Raw genomic sequence first — 21,128 nt, forward strand, 5'->3', positions numbered from 1 at the left:
TTTTAGTTATTATTTATGGCTATAGTTTCTTATCCCGCTATTGATGGTTGTTATAACCTAATCGCATACCCTACTTATTCTAAGTACAGCGGTATTTTTTGCTTTACTAGTTTAATTATTTAGGTAAATGAGCGAACAGTCTGTTGTGGGTATTTTCTGGGTGAGTGACATAGCATTGTTTTTTAAAATTCAAAAATGAACTACGCTGGGGTTACAGGATAATGACAAAAAAACAGCCGCCATTAGCGGCGCTGCCAATATCTGTTGAGCAATTAACACGTTTGCAGACAGTTGTTGATGATTTTTCATCACATCAACTCGCTTGGCTTTCCGGTTATTTATGGGGGATGGTAAATCAAAATGCCCCTGTTGACATGTCAACGAGTGCGCCAGTCGCTGCGCAGGAAACCGTTACGATTATTTCAGCCTCACAAACGGGTAATGCACGCCGCCTATCAGAGCAACTCAGAGAACGTTTAATTAGCGAAAAAATTAACGTGAATCTAGTGAATGCGGGTGACTATAAGTTTAAGCAAATAAACCAAGAGAAAGTGCTGGTTGTTGTGGCATCAACTCAAGGGGAAGGGGAGCCAGCAGAAGAAGCTGTCGCATTATATAAATACCTTTATTCGAAAAAAGCACCGAATTTGGCACAAACCAGTTATGCCGTTTTTGCTTTAGGCGATTCATCGTATGAAAAATTTTGCCAAGCGGGCAAAGACTTTGATTCCCAATTGGCATTATTAGGCGCAACGTCATTGATTGAGAGAGTCGATGCAGATGTCGAATATCAATCCATTGCAGATGAATGGGTTGAAAACCTCACTCAAATCTTAAAGGCACGAGTTCCGGCACAAACTGATAGTCAATTATTAACAGCTCAAGCGGGAAGTGTGAATGAAATTCACTCATCGCCTTATACCAAAACAGCACCTTTAACCGCCACGTTACTCAGTAATCAAAAAATTACAGGGCGGGATTCACAAAAAGATGTTCGTCATATTGAAATTGATTTAGGTGACTCTGGTTTACGTTATCTACCGGGGGATTCACTGGGGGTGTGGTTTGATAATGACCCCGAATTAGTTGATGAGCTGGTGGCTTTACTTTGGTTACAAGGGGATGAAGAGGTCTTTATTGGCTCGCAGCGGCACTCTTTACGTGATGCACTGATTTATCAATTAGAACTGACACAAAATACTCACGTAATTGTCGAGAAATATGCACAACTATCTAAAGATGATGAGTTGCTGTCATTAATTAGCGATAAACAGGCTATTTTGCAATACGCGCAAACGACGCCGATCGTTGATATGGTGCGCCAAGCCGCAGCGCAGCCAAGTGCTCAAGAATTTGTTGATTTACTACGCCCACTAACGCCTCGATTGTACTCAATTTCCTCATCTCAAGCGGAATCAGAAGACGAAGTACATGCTACCGTTGGTGTTGTTCGTTATGACATCGATGGGCGTCCTCGCACTGGTGGGGCGTCGGGTTTTTTAGCAGATAGACTCAAAGAAGGGGATGAACTGCGCATTTTCATTGAGCACAATGATAACTTCCGCCTACCTGCTGACCCAACAACACCTGTGATTATGATTGGTCCTGGGACAGGCATCGCCCCATTCCGCGCTTTTTTACAGCAACGGGATAACGACGGTGCAACAGGTAAAAACTGGTTGTTTTTTGGTAACCCTCACTTTGTTGATGACTTTCTCTATCAAGTTGAATGGCAGCGTTATGTTAAAGACGGTTTATTAACCCAAATTTCATTAGCTTGGTCGCGAGATCAGAAAGAAAAAGTTTACGTGCAGGACAAACTTCGTGAACAAGGCGAAGCTGTTTGGCAATGGTTACAAGAAGGTGCACACCTGTATGTCTGCGGTGATGCAAATCGTATGGCAAAAGATGTAGAGCAGGCATTATTGGATATCATCGGTCAATACGGCAACATGGATAGTGAGGAGGCCGATGAATTTTTAAGTGAGCTGCGCGTAATGCGCCGTTATCAGAGGGATGTTTATTAATGAGCAATGAACAACAACAAAAACCCTTAATCGTCGAAGGCAAACTTGCTGACAGCGAACGCATGAAGCAAGACAGTAACTATTTGCGCGGTACCATTAAGGAAGATTTGAAAAACGGCTTAACCGGTGGTTTTAATGGGGACAACTTTTTATTGATCCGTTTCCATGGCATGTACCAACAAGATGACCGTGATATTCGAGCAGAGCGTGCAGAACAAAAACTTGAGCCACGTCATGCAATGATGTTGCGTTGCCGCTTACCGGGGGGAATTATCACCCCAAAACAATGGTTAGATATTGATAAATTTGCTACTGAGCACACGCTGTATGGCAGTGTGCGCATAACTAACCGGCAAACATTTCAGTTCCACGGCATCCTTAAAGGGGATGTGAAACCTGCACACCAAATGTTAAGCCATGTCGGTTTGGACGCATTAGCAACGGCAAATGATGTTAACCGTAATGTGCTATGTACATCTAACCCAGTGCAATCGGAGTTACATCAGCAAGCCTATGAATGGGCAAAGAAAATTTCTGAGCACCTTTTACCTAGAACCAGCGCATATGCTGAAATTTGGCTAGATAAAGAAAAAATTGTGACAACCGATGAAGAACCTATTTTAGGGCAAACTTATTTACCAAGAAAGTTTAAAACATCGGTGGTTATTCCTCCTCTCAATGATGTGGATTTACATGCTAATGATATGAATTTTATCGCTATTGCTGAAAATGATGAGCTCATTGGTTTTAATGTGTTGGTTGGTGGTGGTTTAGCTATGACTCATGGTGATACTGCGACCTTTCCACGTTTAGCCAGTGAATTTGGTTTTATTCCATTAGATAAAACATTGGCCATTGCAGAAGCGATAGTGACAACTCAGCGTGATTGGGGGAATCGGACTGACCGTAAAAACGCGAAAACTAAATATACTTTAGAGCGAGTGGGGGTCGATACCTTTAAGGCGGAAGTTGAAAGGCGCTCCGGCGTGGATTTCGAACCAATCCGACCTTATCAATTCACGGAACGCGGTGACAAAATTGGTTGGCTTAAAGGGGTTGATAATCGTTGGCACTTAACGTTGTTTATTGAAAATGGCCGGTTGATTGATTTAGCGGATAAACCATTAAAAACTGGGGTTGCGGAAATAGCGCGTATTCACCAAGGTGATTTTCGTTTAACAGCGAACCAAAATCTGATCGTTGCTGGTGTGCCTGAAAGTGAAAAAGAGGCGATTGAAGCGATAGCGAAAGCCCATGGGTTAATGAGTGATGCAATCACGCCACAGCGTGAAAATTCAATGGGTTGTGTTTCTTTTCCAACTTGCCCGTTAGCGATGGCTGAAGCGGAACGTTTTCTCCCTGAGTTTGTTAGCCACGTTGAAAATATTATGGCATCACATCAAGTGGCTGATGAGCATATCGTTTTGCGCGTTACAGGCTGCCCAAACGGATGTGGTCGAGCAATGCTGGCGGAAGTGGGGTTAGTTGGAAAAGCGCTTGATAGGTATAATTTACACTTGGGTGGTAACCGTATTGGAACGCGAATTCCACGCATGTACCGCGAAAATATCAGCAGTGCTGAAATTTTGGCTATTTTGGATGAATTAATTGGTAATTGGTCGAAAAACCGCTTAGCTCAAGAAGGTTTTGGAGACTTTTTAGTCCGTACTGACGTTGTAAAGCCAGTTGTAAATTCTGCTGTCGATTTTTATGAGGTTCAGGAGGCAGTATGAGTCAGCTTCAACTAGCGACAGTATTAAATTTAGATAAAGCTCAGCAAACGGCGTATTTATCTGACTTCAACGTGCAGTTAGAAAAAATGAGTGCAATACAGCGTATTGAATGGGCGCTTGAACATTTGCCAGCAGAATTTGTGTTGTCTTCCAGTTTTGGAATACAAGCAGCGTTAACGCTGCATATGGTGACACAAATTGTACCTGATATCCCTGTCATTTTAACGGATACAGGCTATTTGTTTCCCGAGACCTATCAATTTATTGAGCACCTAAGCAGTACACTAAATTTGAATTTACAAGTATATCGAGCTCAGCGAACCCCTGCGTGGCAAGAAGCGATTTATGGGCAGCTTTGGACGCAAGGTATTGAAGGGATTGAACGTTATAATCAACTTAATAAAGTTGAACCGATGGAAAGAGCATTACATGAATTACAGGCTCAGAGTTGGTTTTCCGGGTTAAGGCGTGAGCAATCAACGAGCCGAGCCAATTTATCAGTGTTGGGGGTTGGTAAAGGCATTTTTAAAATCCTACCTGTCATTGATTGGAATAATAAGCAAGTTTATGAATACTTAATAAAGTATAAGTTACCTTACCATCCATTATGGGAAAAGGGATATCTATCAGTCGGTGATACCCATACAACCCGTAAATGGGAGGAAGGGATGAGTGAGGAAGACACTCGTTTCTTTGGTTTAAAGCGTGAGTGTGGGCTTCATGAAAACTAAATACTCGTCATACTCGTCATAATTCAAGCTGTCGCGTTGTTGGCTGCGTGCATTCGCACTAGTCACATACTTATGTATGCTCCTAGCGACTCATTTACTTGCCGCCTAGCGACAACATGAATTATTTAGAGTATGGGTTGGTCATAATTCAAGCGGTAAGGTTGTTGGCTGCGTGCATTCGCACTAGTCACATACTTATGTATGCTCCTAGCGGCTCATTTACTTGCCGCCTAGCGACAACATGAATTATTTAGAGTATGGGTTGGTCATAATTCAAGCGGTAAGGTTGTTGGCTGCGTGCATTCGCACTAGTCACATACTTATGTATGCTCCTAGCGACTCATTTACTTGCCGCCTAGCGACAACATGAATTATTTAGAGTATGGGTTGGTCATAATTCAAGCGGTAAGGTTGTTGGCTGCGTGCATTCGCACTAGTCACATACTTATGTATGCTCCTAGCGACTCATTTACTTGCCGCCTAGCGACAACATGAATTATTTAGAGTATGGGTTGGTCATAATTCAAGCGGTAAGGTTGTTGGCTGCGTGCATTCGCACTAGTCACATACTTATGTATGCTCCTAGCGACTCATTTACTTGCCGCCTAGCGACAATATGAATTATTTAGAGTATGGGTTGGTCATAATTCAAGCGGTAAGGTTGTTGGCTGCGTGCATTCGCACTAGTCACATACTTATGTATGCTCCTAGCGACTCATTTACTTGCCGCCTAGCGACAACATGAATTATTTAGAGTATGGGTTATTCGTAACCCAATTCGTGGTTTTAGTTTAGGGTTTAAATAGTTATAGATTTAATAAAATATTTGTTTAATTACAAAGGGATACTTTTATTTAAAAAATAGATATCCCTTAATTTTTATAAAACTAAATTTAAAATAAAGTTTTAGTTAAGTTTGGTTGATTTGATACTTTTGGTCTTTATTTTTTGCTAGTTAATGAATATTTGGCTTATTCCTTTCAGTTACAAGTCATGTTTTTTTAGCATTTCAAACCTTAACTTTTACACCATATAGTCAATTTTATATTTCATATAATAAGTTTATATAAAGATGGGTGAGCAAGATGGATTATTTACCGTTATTTGTCGATGTGCGTACGCGCAAAGTAGTGTTGATTGGCGGTGGCGTAGTGGCTGCACGCAAAGCTGAATTGCTCATCAAAGCACAAGCTCAACTTGTGGTTATCTCCCCGTCGTTATGTCCTCAATTACAAGCTCAGTGCCAACAAAACCATGTTATTTGGTTAGCTGAGGAATATCGCTCTTCTTTATTGGATGACGCTTTTTTAGTGATTGCGGCGACGGATGACACGAAACTTAATGAAACCGTTTTTTACGATGCTAATGAGCGAAAAATTTTTGTCAATGTAGTGGATGATCAACCTTTATGCTCGTTTATTGTTCCTTCAATTATTGACCGTTCTCCGGTGATTGTGGCGGTTTCCTCTGGGGGAACAGCACCCGTTTTAGCCCGTTTATTGAGAGAAAAATTGGAAACAATGCTTCCTGCTTCTTTGGGGAAAATGGCTGAAATTGCTGGGCGTTGGCGCGGTAAAGTCAAAGAAACGCTGGTCAATATGCGGGAAAGAAAGCGCTTTTGGGAAAAAAGTTTTAGTGGGCGCTTTGCATCACTAGTTGAAAAAGGCCAATTAAGCGAAGCAGAGTTGCAATTAGAACGCCAACTTTATGAACCCGATAACCATGGTGAGTTAATTCTTGTAGGAGCCGGGCCCGGTGATGCGGGGTTACTTACGTTAAAAGGGTTGCGTGTTTTACAAAGTGCCGAGGTGGTTTTATATGATCACCTTGTTAGTGAGGAAATTCTGGAATTGGTACGTCGTGATGCCGACAAAATTTGTGTGGGTAAACGAGCTGGCAATCACAGTGTTTCTCAAGAAGAAACTAACGCATTGATCGTGAAATTTGCTCAGCAAGGCAAAAAAGTTGTTCGCCTTAAAGGGGGGGACCCGTTTGTTTTTGGTCGCGGAGGTGAAGAGCTACAAGTTGCTGTTCAGGCAGGGGTCCCATTTCAAGTGGTACCAGGGGTGACCGCGGCGATTGGTGCAACTGCTTATGCAGGGATCCCGCTGACGCATCGGGAATACTCTCAGAGTATTACATTTATTACTGGGCATTGTCGTGAAAATGGCGCTGATTTGGATTGGCAGGCACTTGCTCGTGGTCAACAAACCTTAGCAATTTATATGGGCACAGTAAAAGCAGCCAATATTAGTGAACAACTGATTAAATTTGGGCGAGCGAGTGATACCCCTGTCGCTGTTGTAGGTTGTGGGACAAGGCGTGAGCAAAAAGTGGTTACAGGTAGTTTATCTGAGCTGGAAACATTGGCACAGCAAGCACCATCACCCGCTTTGATCGTGATAGGTGAAGTTGCGGCATTACATAAACAATTAGCATGGTTTGGCACACAAACTGAAGATATCAGTTGGCGCAGTGCTGTACTGGAATTGGCTTAATTTAGGAGGCGCTTGTGAACGAAAAAACATTGACTCATTTACAGCAGTTAGAGGCAGAAAGTATTCATATTATTCGAGAGGTTGCCGCCGAATTTGCTAACCCAGTGATGCTGTATTCTATTGGAAAAGATTCGTCTGTCATGCTGCATTTAGCTCGGAAAGCTTTTTACCCTGGGAAATTACCTTTTCCTTTGTTGCATGTAGATACAGGATGGAAATTTCGCGAAATGTATGAGTTTCGTGATGCAACAGCACAGAAATATGGCTTTGAATTATTGGTGTATCGTAACCCTGAAGGGGAAAGATTAGGGATTAACCCATTTGTACATGGCAGTGCAAAACATACCGATATCATGAAAACCGAGGGGCTAAAGCAGGCTTTAGATAAATATGGCTTTGATGCGGCATTTGGAGGGGCACGACGAGACGAGGAAAAATCCCGAGCAAAAGAGCGGATCTATTCTTTTCGTGACCGATCTCACCGTTGGGACCCGAAAAACCAACGCCCAGAACTTTGGCATAATTACAATGGGCAAATAAACAAAGGTGAAAGTATCCGTGTATTTCCACTGTCAAATTGGACTGAACTCGATATTTGGCAATATATCTATTTGGAAAATATCGATATTGTTCCATTGTATTTTGCAAAAGAGCGGCCTGTTATTCAACGAGAAGGGGCCTTGTTGATGGTTGATGATGACCGTATTGATTTACAAACGGGGGAAGTTATTCGCCAGCAAACAGTACGTTTTCGAACTCTTGGCTGCTGGCCTCTTACGGGAGCCGTACCATCAAATGCGCAAACCCTGCCTGAAATTATTGAAGAAATGTTGGTTTCTACTACCAGTGAACGGCAAGGGCGGTTAATCGATAGCGACCAGTCAGCATCGATGGAACTGAAAAAACGCCAAGGCTATTTTTAAGGCCTGTGGGGAAGGTTAATACATAACGTCAGGGTCAATACGTAAGGTCAGGAGAAAAATCATGGCACAGGCCGTTTATAACGAATCAATTGCACATCAAATTGAGCAGCAAGGTGGTGTGGAACCTTATTTACTGGCTCAGCAGCAAAAAGGGTTATTACGTTTTTTAACTTGTGGCAATGTAGATGATGGCAAAAGTACTTTAATTGGCCGTTTACTGCATGATACCCGCCAAATTTATCAAGATCAGCTCTCAACACTGCAAAGTGATAGTAAGCGTATAGGTACGCAAGGCGAAAAACTGGATCTTGCGTTATTGGTTGATGGGCTCGCAGCAGAGCGTGAGCAAGGGATCACCATCGACGTTGCTTATCGCTATTTTTCCACGGAAAAACGCAAATTTATTATTGCCGATACACCTGGTCATGAGCAATACACGCGTAATATGGCGACAGGCGCATCAACATGTTCACTTTCTATTTTGTTGATCGATGCGAGAAAAGGGGTACAAGAGCAAACTCGACGCCATAGCTTTATCAGTACTTTGTTGGGGATACGCCATCTTGTTGTCGCCGTAAATAAAATGGATCTGGTGGGTTACAGCGAAGCTGTATTTGAGAAAATTAAACAGGATTATCAACAGTTTGCAACAGAATTACCCGTTGAATTGAATGTATGGTTTGTGCCAATTTCAGCGCTTGATGGCGACAATATTGTGAATAGCAGCCATCACTTACCTTGGTATCAAGGCGAAACACTATTATCGATTTTAGAAAATGTTCAAGTGGAACAAAAGGCCGTAGAACAGGCAATGCGTTTTCCAGTGCAGTATGTTAATCGTCCAAACTTAGATTTTCGAGGCTACAGTGGAACGTTATCGTCAGGTATTGTACGGGTAGGGCAAAACATTAAAGTCTTACCGTCGGGGGCGACATCTCAAATTAAACAGATTGTGACTTTTTCTGGTCCACAAGAGTTTGCTATTCCGGGGGAAGCTATCACGCTCGTTTTAGCGGACGAAATTGATATTAGCCGCGGTGATTTATTGGTTGCAGAAAATGAAACCTTACAAGCGACACAACATGCGTCAGTTGATGTTGTGTGGATGTCTGAGCAGCCTTTAGTCCAAGGGCAGCAACTCGATATAAAAGTGGCTGGTAAGCGTAGTCGAGCCAAGGTTGAAAATATTCAATATCAAGTTGATGTGAATAATTTAACGCAAAAAGTTGCCACAGAGTTACCTCTAAATGGAATAGGTTTAGTGGAGTTTTCTTTTGATGAGCCGCTATTGTTAGAAAATTATCAGCGTAATGCGGATACTGGCGGTATGATCCTGATTGACCGGTTAACTAATGTCACCGTAGGAGCAGGGCTAGTTCGCGAGACACAAGCCCCTATTTTTGAGCCAACTAGTGAATTTAGTGAATTTGAAATTGAATTAAATAAATTAGTTCGTCGTCATTTTCCGCATTGGGGCGCTCGTGATGTTCTTGGTGGAAAATAACTATGATGACAAAAGCAAATAATATAGTTTGGCATCAACATGCTGTGACTCGACAGCTACGGGAAAGCAATAATGGGCACAAAGGTGCAGTATTGTGGTTTACAGGGTTATCGGGTTCAGGGAAATCTACCCTTGCAGGGGCGATAGAACATCAATTAGCTTCAATGGGGAATAAAACCTATTTATTGGACGGTGATAATGTTCGCCACGGGTTATGTCGTGATTTAGGTTTTAGCGAAGCGGATCGGCAAGAAAATATCCGGCGGATCGGGGAAGTGGCTAAATTAATGGTAGATGCAGGCTTAATTGTTGCTACTGCATTTATTTCCCCGTTTCAACATGATCGGCAAAAGGTGCGCGATTTATTTGAGCCGAACCAATTTTTTGAATTGTATGTTGATACTCCTGTCAGTATTTGTGAACAGCGCGACCCAAAAGGTTTATATCAACAAGCCCGAGAAGGTAAAATCAAGCAGTTTACAGGGGTTGACTCCCCCTATGAAGCCCCGCAATATCCGGAGCTACAGCTTAATGGTCAACAACCGATTTCAGACTCCCTTTCTCAAATTATTGCGTTATTATTGCGCAATCAAATCATTCAAGTGGATTATTAATTGCCTTTAAATATCCCTCTTTTTTATTAAATGGTAAAATAAGAGGGAATATTTAGTGCATTTAAACCAGACTTATTCTGACTTTTTATCACTATTTTAGTATCACAGTAGCGTCATTCGTTGAGTTATGGGATGATTAGCAAATCATTTCAGGGGGCAAGATGGGTAAATTAACGCTACTATTAATCGCGATATTAGCATGGTTACAATATTCCTTATGGTTAGGTAAGAACGGCATACATGATTACGTACAGGTCAAAGATGATGTTGCTGCTCAGGAAATTGTTAACTCGCGCTTGAAAATGCGTAATGAACAGCTATTTGCGGAAATTAATGATTTAAATGATGGGCAGGATGCGATTGAAGAACGAGCTCGTAGTGAGCTTGGGATGATCAAGCCTGGGGAATCTTTTTATCGGGTGGTTAAAGAAAGTAATAACCAAAAATCCACACAATAATAACGATGCAAAAATGGTATGCCCATTAGCCTGATTATTTCTGATGTAAGAATCTAATAATGATAAATCCAGACAATACCCCACAAACCCGAGCCCTACAAAACAATGACCCTCAAATTGTTGCGCTAATTCCTGCAGCAGGGATAGGGAGCCGCATGAATGCCGATTGCCCCAAACAATATCTACGGGTGGCTGGCAAAACGATCATTGAACATACACTGAGTGCATTGCTAGCAAATAATAATGTTAAACATATTATCATTGCACTAAGCTCAGAAGATGAATATTTTCAGCAGCTAGCTATTTCAACAAACCCTCGAATTACTGCGGTTATTGGTGGAAAGGAACGTGCAGATTCGGTCCTTGCCGGTGTCAATTTTTTAGCGGCGCAACCTGAACTCTCAAATTGTTGGGTGTTAGTCCATGATGCTGCTCGTCCTTGCCTCCACCAGTCAGATTTAAATAAAATTATTCAATTAACAACAGAACAAAACTGCTGTGGTGGGATACTCGCGGCGCCTGTTCGTGACACCATGAAACGCAGTTTAAAAGCCAGCCAGTTAATCGACCATACTGTTGAACGTGAGGCTCTATGGCATGCGCTGACACCACAATTTTTCCCGCTATTATTATTACGGGACTGTCTAAGTAAAGCCTTGAAAGAAAATGCAGTGATCACAGACGAAGCCTCTGCACTTGAATATTGCGGTTATCAACCGGTATTAGTTCCGGGGCGCGCAGATAATCTAAAAGTGACACGCCCAGAAGATCTCACCTTGGCGGAGTTTTATCTTTCAAGAATGAACAATTAAGGAAAAAAAATGAGAATCGGACACGGTTTTGACGTACACAAATTTGGTGGTGAAGGCCCTATCATCATTGGTGGCGTGCGCATCCCTTACGAGCAAGGCCTACTCGCGCACTCAGATGGTGATGTTGTATTGCATGCACTAACTGACGCAGTACTCGGTGCTGCTGCGTTAGGAGATATCGGTAAATTATTTCCAGATACTGACCCTGCATTTAAAGGGGCTGATAGCCGTGTGTTACTAAGGGAAGCCTTTTGTCATGTACGTGCTAAAGGTTATCGTATTGGTAATATTGATATTACCATTATGGCTCAGGCGCCTAAAATGTTGCCGCATATTGCTCAAATGCGGGTCAATATTGCTGAAGACCTTGAGTGTCATATGGATGATGTTAATGCGAAAGCCACGACGACGGAGCAGTTGGGGTTTGTGGGGCGTAAAGAAGGCATTGCCTGCGCCGCGGTTGTTCTTTTAGTCAAAGATAATAGTAATGAAAGCAATGAATGTTCAGTACCTGCATGGTAAGCCGTTGTCTTCTGGCACGCTAAAAAGTGTTCCTGAAGATTTTATTGTCAAAGAAGATTTAGGCTTTGAGCTCGATGGTGAAGGCGAACATGTCATGGTTCGTGTCGAAAAAACAGGGTGTAATACGCTGTTTGTTGCTGAGCAATTAGCAAAGTTTGCTAAAATTTCAGCTAGAGCTGTCAGCTATGCAGGTTTAAAAGATAGGCATGCGGTGACTGAGCAGTGGTTTTGCTTACAAATGCCGGGTAAGGAAACGCCAGATTTTTCTGCATGGCAGCTTGAAGGATGCCGCGTGCTTGCCACTACACGGCAAAAACGGAAATTACGTATTGGTTCCTTGAAAGGAAATCAATTTGAAATCACTTTGCGTGATATTTCAGATGCGAAAGATGTTGAACAACGCTTAGAAAAAGTCGCATTATCTGGAGTACCTAATTATTTTGGTGAGCAACGCTTTGGTCGTGGTGGGCAGAATCTGACCCAAGCATTACGTTGGGCAAACCAAGAGATTCATGTTCGTGAGCGGAATAAACGCAGTTTTTATCTTTCTGCGGCTCGCAGTGTAATGTTTAACCATATCGCGAGTGAACGTATTGCGAATAATACGGTACATCAAGTGCTATTAGGGGATGCATTACAACTAACGGGGCGGGGGAGTTGGTTTGTTGCAACTTCGGATGAGTTATTAACACTGCAAGAACGTGTGTTATCAACAGAGTTAAGTATTACTGCCCCTCTTCCTGGTGATGGCGAGTTAGGTTCGCAAGATGACGCATTAGGGTTTGAAATTCATTGCTTAGAAGATTATCAGCCATTTATGGCTTTAATGAAAAGTGAACGCGCATCTTTGGTGAGAAGAGCCGTTATTATCAAGCCACAGGGATTGCAATGGCAATGGTTAGATAACACGACAGTAAAGCTAACATTTTTCTTAAACTCAGGTAGTTTTGCGACAAGTGTAGTAAGAGAAATTATCAATCAAAATGGGCAGGATAATGCCGATGCTAAAGATTTTATTGAGTAATGACGATGGCGTAAATGCACCGGGTATCCAAACCCTAGCGGCTGCGCTACGCCAATATTATCATGTTCAAGTGATTGCCCCAGACCGCAATCGCAGTGGTGCGTCGAATGCACTAACATTAGATAAGCCTTTGAGAATTCAAACGTTAAGTAATGGTGACCTTTCGGTACAAGAAGGCACGCCAACAGATTGTGTGTATATCGGGGTAAATAAAGTGGTGCGCCCACGGCCTGATATTGTGGTCTCAGGTATCAATTGTGGGCCGAACTTGGGGGATGACGTGATTTACTCAGGTACAGTCGCTGCGGCTACTGAGGGGCGTCACTTAGGCTTACCGTCGATTGCCGTGTCATTAGATGGAGATACTCATTATGAAAGTGCGGCAAGGGTAACATGTGATATCTTGATGTTGCTGCAAAAGAGCCCTCTGCGTGCGGGTAATATTTTAAATATCAACGTACCTGATATTCCTTATAAGGATATTAAAGGTATCAAAGTGACTCGCTGTGGAAGCCGGCATGCTGCATCTGAGGTATATAGCTTAGAAGACCCGAAAGGTAATATGCTGTATTGGCTAGGCCCTGTTGGTGAAATTCGAGATGCTGGTCCGGGGACCGATTTTGAAGCTGTACAACATGGCTATGTTTCGATAACCCCATTGCAAGTTGACTTAACAGCCTATAAAACGCACACGTTAGTGGAAGAATGGCTAGAAAAATCAGGAGTGCTAGTAAAATGATAACAGGGCTCATGAAAGATCTTTTGGCTCAATTACGCCAACAGGGAATTCACGATGAGCGCCTATTAGACGCAATTTCACTCGTGCCTCGAGAACGCTTTGTGGATGAAGCTCTTTCACATAAAGCCTACGATAATATTCCATTGCCGATAGGCTATGGTCAGACTATTTCGCAACCATACATAGTGGCTAAAATGACCGCCTTGCTGTCTTTGTCACCGAATGACAAGGTGCTTGAAATAGGGACAGGGTCTGGCTATCAAACGGCAGTACTTGCTCATTTAGTTGAGCATGTTTTCTCTGTTGAACGAGTGAAAAGTTTGCAATGGTCCGCAAAGCGGCGTTTAAAACAGCTTGATTTACATAATGTGTCAACTCGCCATGGTGATGGTTGGGAAGGGTGGCAATCAAAGGGCCCTTTCGATGCTATCATTGTGACAGCTGCGCCGACTGAAGTGCCAACCATGTTACTGGAGCAATTGAAAGATGGTGGGCGGATGGTTTTACCTGTTGGAGATAAAGAACAATCTTTAAAGCTCATTACCCGTCGTGGTAATGATTACCATGCTAATGTCATCGAGAAAGTGCGTTTTGTTCCATTAGTTGCGGGTGACCTTCTTTAATCTATTTGCAATGGTATTTATCCATCACCGCACTGGGTAATTTTGTATCATTAGTCTACATAAATACTATTGCGAATACTTCATTAACTCAAATAGCAGTAAAACTATTCTAAATATGATAGTTTAACCCTCTTAAATTGGATAATAGGCTCAAACTATTGAGTCATAATCTCAAATTGTTATATTTTTGATATATTTAACTTGTTCACTATTTTGTATTTCTGTTTTAATAAGTGAAATATTTTATGGTATCTCTATTACTGACATTATTTTGCATTGTCACGTCAGATTTTTCTTCACGGGAGAAGAAGCATGAAAATTGTTAGCCCTATAAGCAGAATTCGATGGGCAGTCATCTTTTCATTTAGCGGAGCACTATTGGCAGGCTGTTCCACGCCTTATCATACGGCAGCACCTATTTCCAGTGTGAATGATAGCCAATCTCGCCAGCCAACGACGCAAAGAGTGGCACCCGTATCGTCATCAAATACGGGGGTGAGTACGGCAATGCCGTCTGCACGCCCAAATTTATCAAGTAATACCAATACACAACCGGTTAGTCGTACTTCATCTTCAGGGCCTGTTACGACCAATGGAGAAGGGCGTATTGTGTATAACCGTGACTACGGCAATATACCAAAAGGCAGTTATAGCGGTAATAGTTATACTGTTCAGCGCGGTGATACGCTATTTTACATTGCTTATATAACGGGTAATGATTTCCGTGAGTTAGCATCTCGAAACAATATTCCTGAGCCATACAGCTTAAATGTAGGGCAAGTTATTAATATTGGTAACACAAATGTGAACTCGAGCACTCAATTAGCCTCAAATTCATCAAATAGTCATCAGCAACCGGTTGATCTTCGAACAACTAATGCGTATCCTGAAAATAGTGGTGGTCAAACTACGGGTAAGATGTTGCCTAATAATAAGAAACCTGCAACGCAAGTTTCAACGACGACAACAGCTCCGACGACCACAACTGCTTCAACCGCAGCTAGTAGTACAAATAATTCGTCAATAAAATGGCGTTGGCCGGCAGATGGGAAAATGATTGAAAGTTTCTCAGATGCTCAAGGCGGGAACAAAGGGATAGATATTGCAGGTTCTCGTGGTCAAGCTGTACTTGCTGCTGCTCCAGGAAAAGTCGTTTACGCAGGTAATGCTTTGCGTGGATATGGAAATCTAATAATTATAAAACATAACGATGACTACTTGAGTGCCTATGCACACAACGATACGTTGCTTGTGCGTGATCAACAGGATGTCACTGAAGGTCAAAAAATAGCCACCATGGGTAGTACTGGAACAAGTTCGGTTAGATTACACTTTGAAATTCGTTACAAGGGAAAATCAGTAAACCCGTTGCGCTATTTGCCGCAGCGATAAACTGGGCGGAATGCTTTGACATTCTGTCCGCATTATCAAGGGTAGGAGTCACTGATGAGCCAAAGTTCGCTGAAAGTTAACGAGTTATATAATGACCTCGACGAAAGCAATTTAGATGATGCATTTGATGAGAGTCAGTTTAAAGAAGAGGATCTAGTTTCAGAGCAGGATGAAGAAATGGATTTACTCCAGAACACAAACCAACGTGTTCTGGATGCCACCCAAATTTATCTCAGTGAAATTGGATTCTCACCGCTCCTTACAGCTGAAGAAGAAGTCTTTTATGCAAGGCGTGCATTGCGCGGTGATCTTGCGTCGCGTCAACGCATGATTGAAAGTAATCTTCGTTTAGTTGTAAAAATATCTCGCCGTTATAATAATCGAGGTCTTGCTTTACTCGACTTGATCGAGGAAGGGAATCTTGGGTTAATCCGTGCTGTTGAGAAATTCGATCCTGAAAAAGGGTTTCGATTTTCGACGTATGCAACATGGTGGATACGTCAAACGATAGAACGTGCTATCATGAACCAAACTCGTACAATTCGCCTTCCTATTCATATCGTTAAAGAACTCAATATTTACCTTCGTACTGCACGTGAATTAGCCCAAAAGCTGGACCATGAGCCAAGCCCTGAAGAAATCGCTGAACAGTTAGATAAACCTGTCGAAGATGTCAGCCGGATGTTGCGCTTAAATGAACGTATTACGTCTGTTGACACTCCAATTGCAGGGGATTCAGAAAAATCTTTGCTTGAGGTATTGTCTGATGATAATGATTCAGGTCCAGAAAATACAATTCAAGATAATGATTTAAAAGAGAATATTGTTAAATGGTTATTTGAATTGAACCCAAAACAAAGGGAGGTTTTAGCACGACGTTTTGGGCTTTTAGGTTATGAAGCAGAAACTCTGGAAGAGGTTGGGCGCGAAATTGGGCTCACTCGAGAAAGGGTTCGTCAGATCCAAGTCGAAGGTTTAAGGCGGTTAAAAGATATTTTACATGGTGAAGAGCTGACATTAGAAGCATTATTCAACATGTAGAGCACTAACTAGGTTAGTTATTCAAAATCCCTATAGATGAAAGTTTATAGGGATTTTTTTATATCAATATGCACGAGTTAAAGTGATTGGTACACCACTATGAAACTTAAAATCATCATCAGGGGTAGAAATTAGTTCAGCTTCAATAATACCAAAGTAATTAATACGTTCAGTGATATCCTGTTTGCTAATTAATTGCGCTAAGTGTAAATAATCTTGGTAATGACGTGCCTCAGAACGCAATAATGAAATATAAAAGTTAGCCAGTTGCTCATCTAAATAAGGTGCCAGTTTCGCAAAGCGTTCACATGAACGGGCTTCAATATAAGCACCAATAATGAGTTTATCAACCAAGGTTTTAGGGTCATGAGGGCTAATATAGCTAAATAAGCTTTTTGCATAACGCCCTGCGGTTATCCCATCATAGGGAATATTCCTTTGGTGCATAATTTCAAGAACTTGATAAAAATGGTGAAGCTCTTCTTTGATAAGCAATACCATTTTATCAATTAAGTCTTGGCTATAAGGCGATTGTTTTTTCGCGAGTATTTGCTTGGAAATTTGGTTTTTATTTTTTAACGTATATATATCGCCAATTCGATCATAAGCGAATGCTTCATAGGGTTTAAACCATTCAAGTAATACAGTAGCACTTTGCTTATCTACCGCATATTTGCGAATTAAAAACATGGCACTTTGCGCGGCTTTTAGTTCGCATAATAGGTGGTCTTTTAAAATAATGGGTAAGCTTTCAGGTAAACATGCTTTTTGCACCCAAGCATCGGGTGTTTCACATTGCAAAAACTGGCGGATTGGCGCCAGTAATTGTTGATACTCATTCATGTTATATATTCATGTCCTTTAAACGATAAATCCAATCAAGGGCTTGGCGAGGTGTGAGTTTATCCGGGTCAATACTGTCTAATGCCGCTAGTGCGGGTGAGGGCTCGGCTTCTTCTGTGGTTAAGAAGCTAAGTTGCGCACTATCAACATGGCTGGTATTGGCATTATTGGAGATAACCTCAAGTTCTTTCAATTTCTGTTTAGCTCGCTTGATGACATCCTTAGGAACACCAGCAAGAGAGGCTACTGCTAGGCCATAACTTTTACTGGCGGCACCATCTTGGACATTATGCATAAAGGCAATAGTATCACCGTGTTCAATGGCATCAAGGTGGATGTTGACAGCACCTTCGAGCTTTTCTGGCAGTGTAGTTAACTCAAAATAGTGGGTAGCAAATAATGTCATTGCTTTGATTTTATTCACTAAGTTTTCAGCACAAGCCCAAGCGAGTGAAAGCCCATCATAGGTGGAAGTCCCTCGTCCTATTTCATCCATTAATACTAAACTATGTTCAGTTGCATTATGGAGAATATTCGCTGTTTCAGTCATTTCAACCATGAAGGTTGAGCGGCCAGAAGCAAGGTCATCGGAAGCCCCAACACGGGTAAAGATCCGGTCAATTGGACCAATAACCGCTTTACTCGCAGGCACAAAGCTACCGATATAGGCTAGCAATGTGATCAATGCAGTTTGGCGCATATAAGTACTTTTACCACCCATATTTGGCCCTGTGATGATCAGTAGGCGACGCTGCGGTGACAGTGATAGAGGGTTAGATATAAAGGGTTCACTCAGTACTTGCTCAACAACTGGGTGGCGGCCTTCAGTAATCTGAATACCTGCTTTTTCAGTGAGTTGTGGGCAAGCATAGCCTAAAGTATCTGCGCGTTCAGCAAGGTTTGCTAATACGTCTAGCTCAGCTAGTGCTTCTGCACTGGTTTGTAATTCAGCAAGATGAGGAAGTAACATATCAAATAGCTCATCATATAATGCTTTTTCAATTGCTAACGCTTTCCCTTTTGATGTCAGTACTTTATCTTCATATTCTTTTAATTCAGGAATAATATAGCGTTCTGCATTTTTTAGGGTTTGACGACGAACATAGTGGATTGGAGTTAGGTGGCTTTGACCTCGGCTGACTTGGATATAGTACCCGTGCACCGCGTTATAACCAACTTTAAGTGTGTCTATCCCCAGTTTTTCCCTTTCGCGAATTTCCAGTTTATCTAGGTAATCTGTAGCACCATCTGCGAGTGCACGCCATTCATCGAGTTCACTGTTATACCCTGGGGCGATGACGCCGCCATCACGAACTAAGACTGGCGGAGCATCGATAATGGCTCTTTCAAGTAACGCTTGTAGTTCGTCAAATTGGCCAATCCGTTGTTGTAAATCTTGCAAGTAGGCGCTATTGGATTGCCCCAAGATTTGATGAATATCTTGGTATTGTTGGAAAGCATGGCGCATGCGCGTTAAGTCACGAGGCCGTGCAGAACGTAACGCAAGACGGGCCAATACACGTTCTAAATCCCCAATTTGACGTAAAAAAGGTTGCAGTTCAAAACCACATTCCTGTAGAGCCCCAATAGCTTGCTGGCGGTTATTCAAGACTTGAATGTTTCTTAAAGGTGTATGCAGCCAGCGTTTTAACATGCGGCTACCCATTGGGGTGACACACATATCTAAAATTGCGGCAAGGGTATTTTCTGTACCGCCGGCTAGGTTTTGTGTGATCTCTAAATTTCGACGAGTTGCTGCATCCAAAATGACATTATCATTTTGTTTTTCCATCACAATACTGCGAATGTGGGGTAACGAAGTACGTTGTGTATCTTTCACATATTGCAGTAAACAGCCTGCTGCACGAAGGGCTTTGTGGGCATTTTCGACGCCAAACCCGACTAAGTCTTTGGTACCAAACTGTAAGCCAAGCTGCTGTTTTGCCGTATCGAGTTCATATTCCCATAATGGGCGACGACGTAACCCTTTATTATGTTCAATAAGTGACATGCTAGCGAAGTCTTCTGGGTACAGTAACTCAGCAGGGCGAGTGCGCTGAAGTTCAGCTTGCAGTGCTTCTTCGTCGGCAATTTCGCTAATAATAAAACGCCCAGAGGTAATATCTAAAGTGGCATAACCAAAACCTTGTGGGTCTTGCCAAACCGCGGCCAGTAAGTTGTCTTGCCGCTCATTTAAAAGAGCTTCATCAGTAATGGTGCCGGGGGTGACAATGCGTACGACTTGGCGCTCTACCGGCCCTTTGCTTGTTGCTGGGTCGCCAATTTGTTCGCAAATTGCGACAGACTCACCCATTTGCACCAATTTGGCTAAGTAGCCTTCGGCGGCATGGTGAGGAACCCCAGCCATTGGTATAGGTTGCCCCGCAGATTGCCCGCGTTTAGTGAGCGAGATGTCCAATAATTGAGAGGCTTTTTTTGCATCATCGAAGAAGAGTTCGTAAAAATCACCCATACGATAAAACAGCAGTATGTCTGAATGTTGTGCTTTTAGTTTTAAATACTGCTGCATCATGGGGGTGTGGGATTCGAAACTTTGCTTATCAGTCATAATATTGTCTGTTCTAACGTATTGAGTTAACTAAATTCTGTGAGTTTATTCGAAGATTGTATTCAGGTAATAAAATACCACAGATCGTAATAAATGAGTGTAGATAAAAGTACATGTCGCATAATTCGCTATAGTATGACGTGGTTATGAGCAGGGGCAACAGTATAGGGAAATAAAAGCTCTGAAATGTGTGTATTCTCTCGGGATGTTGATCCGGTGAATATCTTATGATTGTTTTATATTCAAGAACAATTTAGTTTAGAATTATATTAGAGGAAGGAGTTAGCTTTGCTAGCTAAATTAATTTAATGTATATGGTTATTTGTAGACGATAAATCTCAGTTAATATTTTTTTATTAATGTTAATCAACTGGTTATGGATGGGCGCTGACCTTTATCCAGAATGGATTTATTACGAAGAATCGCTTAAATATAGGTTCACAAAAATAACTAAGACTAATCCATAAATCAGGTACTTGTGTAGACCTTAATATTAGAATGGGTTAAAAAGTTAATTCATATACGAATTGAGAGGTTTTCATGAAATTTAGCACATCAAAAGCGCTAATTATCGCTACGGCAATTGCTATACCGGCATTCTCTTATGCTGATGCTACCCCAGATACTAAAGTCACAGAGGGCCCTCTCAAAGAATGCTATGAGCAAATTGCAGATGCTCCACGAACTGCGGTTCAAGCTTGTTTGCAAAGTAAATTAGATAAAGCCGATGAGCTAATGAAGCAAGCACTTACCGACAATGAAACACATCTAAAACAGTTGAATTCATCTGCGACGACACAGGCGATTACATCATTAAAAAAATCGCAGGATGATTTCCTTGCATTTAGAGTTAGTGAGTGCCAACGTCAGGCAGATGCATTACTCGGTGGAACCGGAATGGGGGATGTAATGCTAGCGTGTAAAGTGCAGCTAACTTACTCACGAATTGAAGCGCTTAACCCATAAAGGTTGTTCTTATCGGGGTGCCTTAAGTTTTTTATGCATATGGCAGTAAATTGCTTTCGTCATGGTTGCGATAAACAAGATAAGAAATGTATCCAATATGGGAATTCAC

General features: G+C 42.0%; 18 protein-coding genes. 16 read left to right on the forward strand and 2 right to left on the reverse strand.

From position 1 onward, the window contains the following. Nucleotides 1–221 precede the first annotated feature (221 nt). The 15 genes from cysJ to rpoS all read left to right on the forward strand — a co-directional run bounded on the left by cysJ (nucleotide 222) and on the right by rpoS (nucleotide 16,641). On the forward strand, nucleotides 222–2,027 hold the full coding sequence (gene cysJ / locus M1F14_RS08280) for an NADPH-dependent assimilatory sulfite reductase flavoprotein subunit (protein WP_131680847.1): 1,806 nt from the start codon (nucleotides 222–224) through the stop codon (nucleotides 2,025–2,027). After that, a complete protein-coding gene (gene cysI / locus M1F14_RS08285; RefSeq protein WP_181468720.1) occupies nucleotides 2,027–3,760 on the forward strand; it encodes an assimilatory sulfite reductase (NADPH) hemoprotein subunit in 1,734 nt (577 codons plus the stop codon). Before cysJ ends, cysI begins: the two co-directional genes overlap by 1 nt. Continuing rightward, nucleotides 3,757–4,491, forward strand: a complete 735-nt coding sequence (locus M1F14_RS08290) for a phosphoadenylyl-sulfate reductase (RefSeq protein ID WP_181468719.1) — start codon at nucleotides 3,757–3,759, stop codon at nucleotides 4,489–4,491. The genes cysI and M1F14_RS08290 overlap by 4 nt, the downstream gene beginning before the upstream one ends. A gap of 1,085 nt (nucleotides 4,492–5,576) precedes the next feature. Then, complete coding sequence (gene cysG, locus M1F14_RS08295) at nucleotides 5,577–6,989, forward strand: siroheme synthase CysG (protein WP_131680846.1); 1,413 nt, start codon at nucleotides 5,577–5,579, stop codon at nucleotides 6,987–6,989. Between the two features lie 14 nt (nucleotides 6,990–7,003). Continuing rightward, nucleotides 7,004–7,912: a sulfate adenylyltransferase subunit CysD gene (cysD, locus tag M1F14_RS08300; RefSeq protein WP_042848936.1), complete on the forward strand. Its 909-nt coding sequence runs from the start codon at nucleotides 7,004–7,006 to the stop codon at nucleotides 7,910–7,912. Nucleotides 7,913–7,973: 61 nt separating this feature from the next. Then, nucleotides 7,974–9,416: a sulfate adenylyltransferase subunit CysN gene (cysN, locus tag M1F14_RS08305; protein ID WP_042848935.1), complete on the forward strand. Its 1,443-nt coding sequence runs from the start codon at nucleotides 7,974–7,976 to the stop codon at nucleotides 9,414–9,416. A gap of 5 nt (nucleotides 9,417–9,421) precedes the next feature. After that, nucleotides 9,422–10,030 carry an adenylyl-sulfate kinase gene (cysC, locus tag M1F14_RS08310; RefSeq protein ID WP_094301238.1) on the forward strand — a complete coding sequence of 203 codons (609 nt, stop codon included), beginning with the start codon at nucleotides 9,422–9,424 and terminating at the stop codon, nucleotides 10,028–10,030. A gap of 161 nt (nucleotides 10,031–10,191) precedes the next feature. Continuing rightward, nucleotides 10,192–10,488, forward strand: coding sequence for a cell division protein FtsB (gene ftsB / locus M1F14_RS08315; protein WP_042848932.1), 297 nt, complete (start codon nucleotides 10,192–10,194; stop codon nucleotides 10,486–10,488). Between the two features lie 59 nt (nucleotides 10,489–10,547). After that, the gene (gene ispD / locus M1F14_RS08320) at nucleotides 10,548–11,300 is read left to right on the forward strand and encodes a 2-C-methyl-D-erythritol 4-phosphate cytidylyltransferase (RefSeq protein ID WP_071548561.1); all 753 of its coding nucleotides are present in this window, start codon (nucleotides 10,548–10,550) and stop codon (nucleotides 11,298–11,300) included. A 9-nt stretch (nucleotides 11,301–11,309) separates the two neighbouring features. Next, entirely contained in the window at nucleotides 11,310–11,822 is a 513-nt protein-coding gene (gene ispF, locus M1F14_RS08325) for a 2-C-methyl-D-erythritol 2,4-cyclodiphosphate synthase (protein ID WP_042848930.1), read from the forward strand. After that, entirely contained in the window at nucleotides 11,788–12,846 is a 1,059-nt protein-coding gene (gene truD, locus M1F14_RS08330) for a tRNA pseudouridine(13) synthase TruD (protein WP_181468718.1), read from the forward strand. Before ispF ends, truD begins: the two co-directional genes overlap by 35 nt. Next, complete coding sequence (gene surE, locus M1F14_RS08335) at nucleotides 12,824–13,585, forward strand: 5'/3'-nucleotidase SurE (protein ID WP_181468717.1); 762 nt, start codon at nucleotides 12,824–12,826, stop codon at nucleotides 13,583–13,585. Before truD ends, surE begins: the two co-directional genes overlap by 23 nt. Further along, nucleotides 13,582–14,208, forward strand: a complete 627-nt coding sequence (locus tag M1F14_RS08340; protein ID WP_042848927.1) for a protein-L-isoaspartate(D-aspartate) O-methyltransferase — start codon at nucleotides 13,582–13,584, stop codon at nucleotides 14,206–14,208. Before surE ends, M1F14_RS08340 begins: the two co-directional genes overlap by 4 nt. A gap of 312 nt (nucleotides 14,209–14,520) precedes the next feature. After that, entirely contained in the window at nucleotides 14,521–15,600 is a 1,080-nt protein-coding gene (gene nlpD / locus M1F14_RS08345; RefSeq protein WP_048608194.1) for a murein hydrolase activator NlpD, read from the forward strand. 54 nt (nucleotides 15,601–15,654) lie between these two features. Then, nucleotides 15,655–16,641, forward strand: a complete 987-nt coding sequence (gene rpoS / locus M1F14_RS08350; RefSeq protein WP_042848924.1) for an RNA polymerase sigma factor RpoS — start codon at nucleotides 15,655–15,657, stop codon at nucleotides 16,639–16,641. A 63-nt stretch (nucleotides 16,642–16,704) separates the two neighbouring features. On the opposite strand, the gene miaE is transcribed toward rpoS, so the two are convergent. After that, on the reverse strand, nucleotides 16,705–17,484 hold the full coding sequence (gene miaE, locus M1F14_RS08355) for a tRNA isopentenyl-2-thiomethyl-A-37 hydroxylase MiaE (RefSeq protein ID WP_042848923.1): 780 nt from the start codon (nucleotides 17,482–17,484) through the stop codon (nucleotides 16,705–16,707). Between the two features lies 1 nt (nucleotide 17,485). Next, complete coding sequence (gene mutS, locus M1F14_RS08360; RefSeq protein ID WP_042848921.1) at nucleotides 17,486–20,053, reverse strand: DNA mismatch repair protein MutS; 2,568 nt, start codon at nucleotides 20,051–20,053, stop codon at nucleotides 17,486–17,488. A 540-nt stretch (nucleotides 20,054–20,593) separates the two neighbouring features. Between mutS and umoC the strand changes: the two genes are divergently transcribed. Beyond that, on the forward strand, nucleotides 20,594–21,019 hold the full coding sequence (gene umoC / locus M1F14_RS08365) for a lysozyme inhibitor LprI family protein (protein WP_048608137.1): 426 nt from the start codon (nucleotides 20,594–20,596) through the stop codon (nucleotides 21,017–21,019). Nucleotides 21,020–21,128 lie beyond the last annotated feature (109 nt).

Source organism: Providencia sp. PROV003 (genome assembly GCF_045040775.1).
GTDB lineage: Bacteria > Pseudomonadota > Gammaproteobacteria > Enterobacterales > Enterobacteriaceae > Providencia > Providencia huashanensis.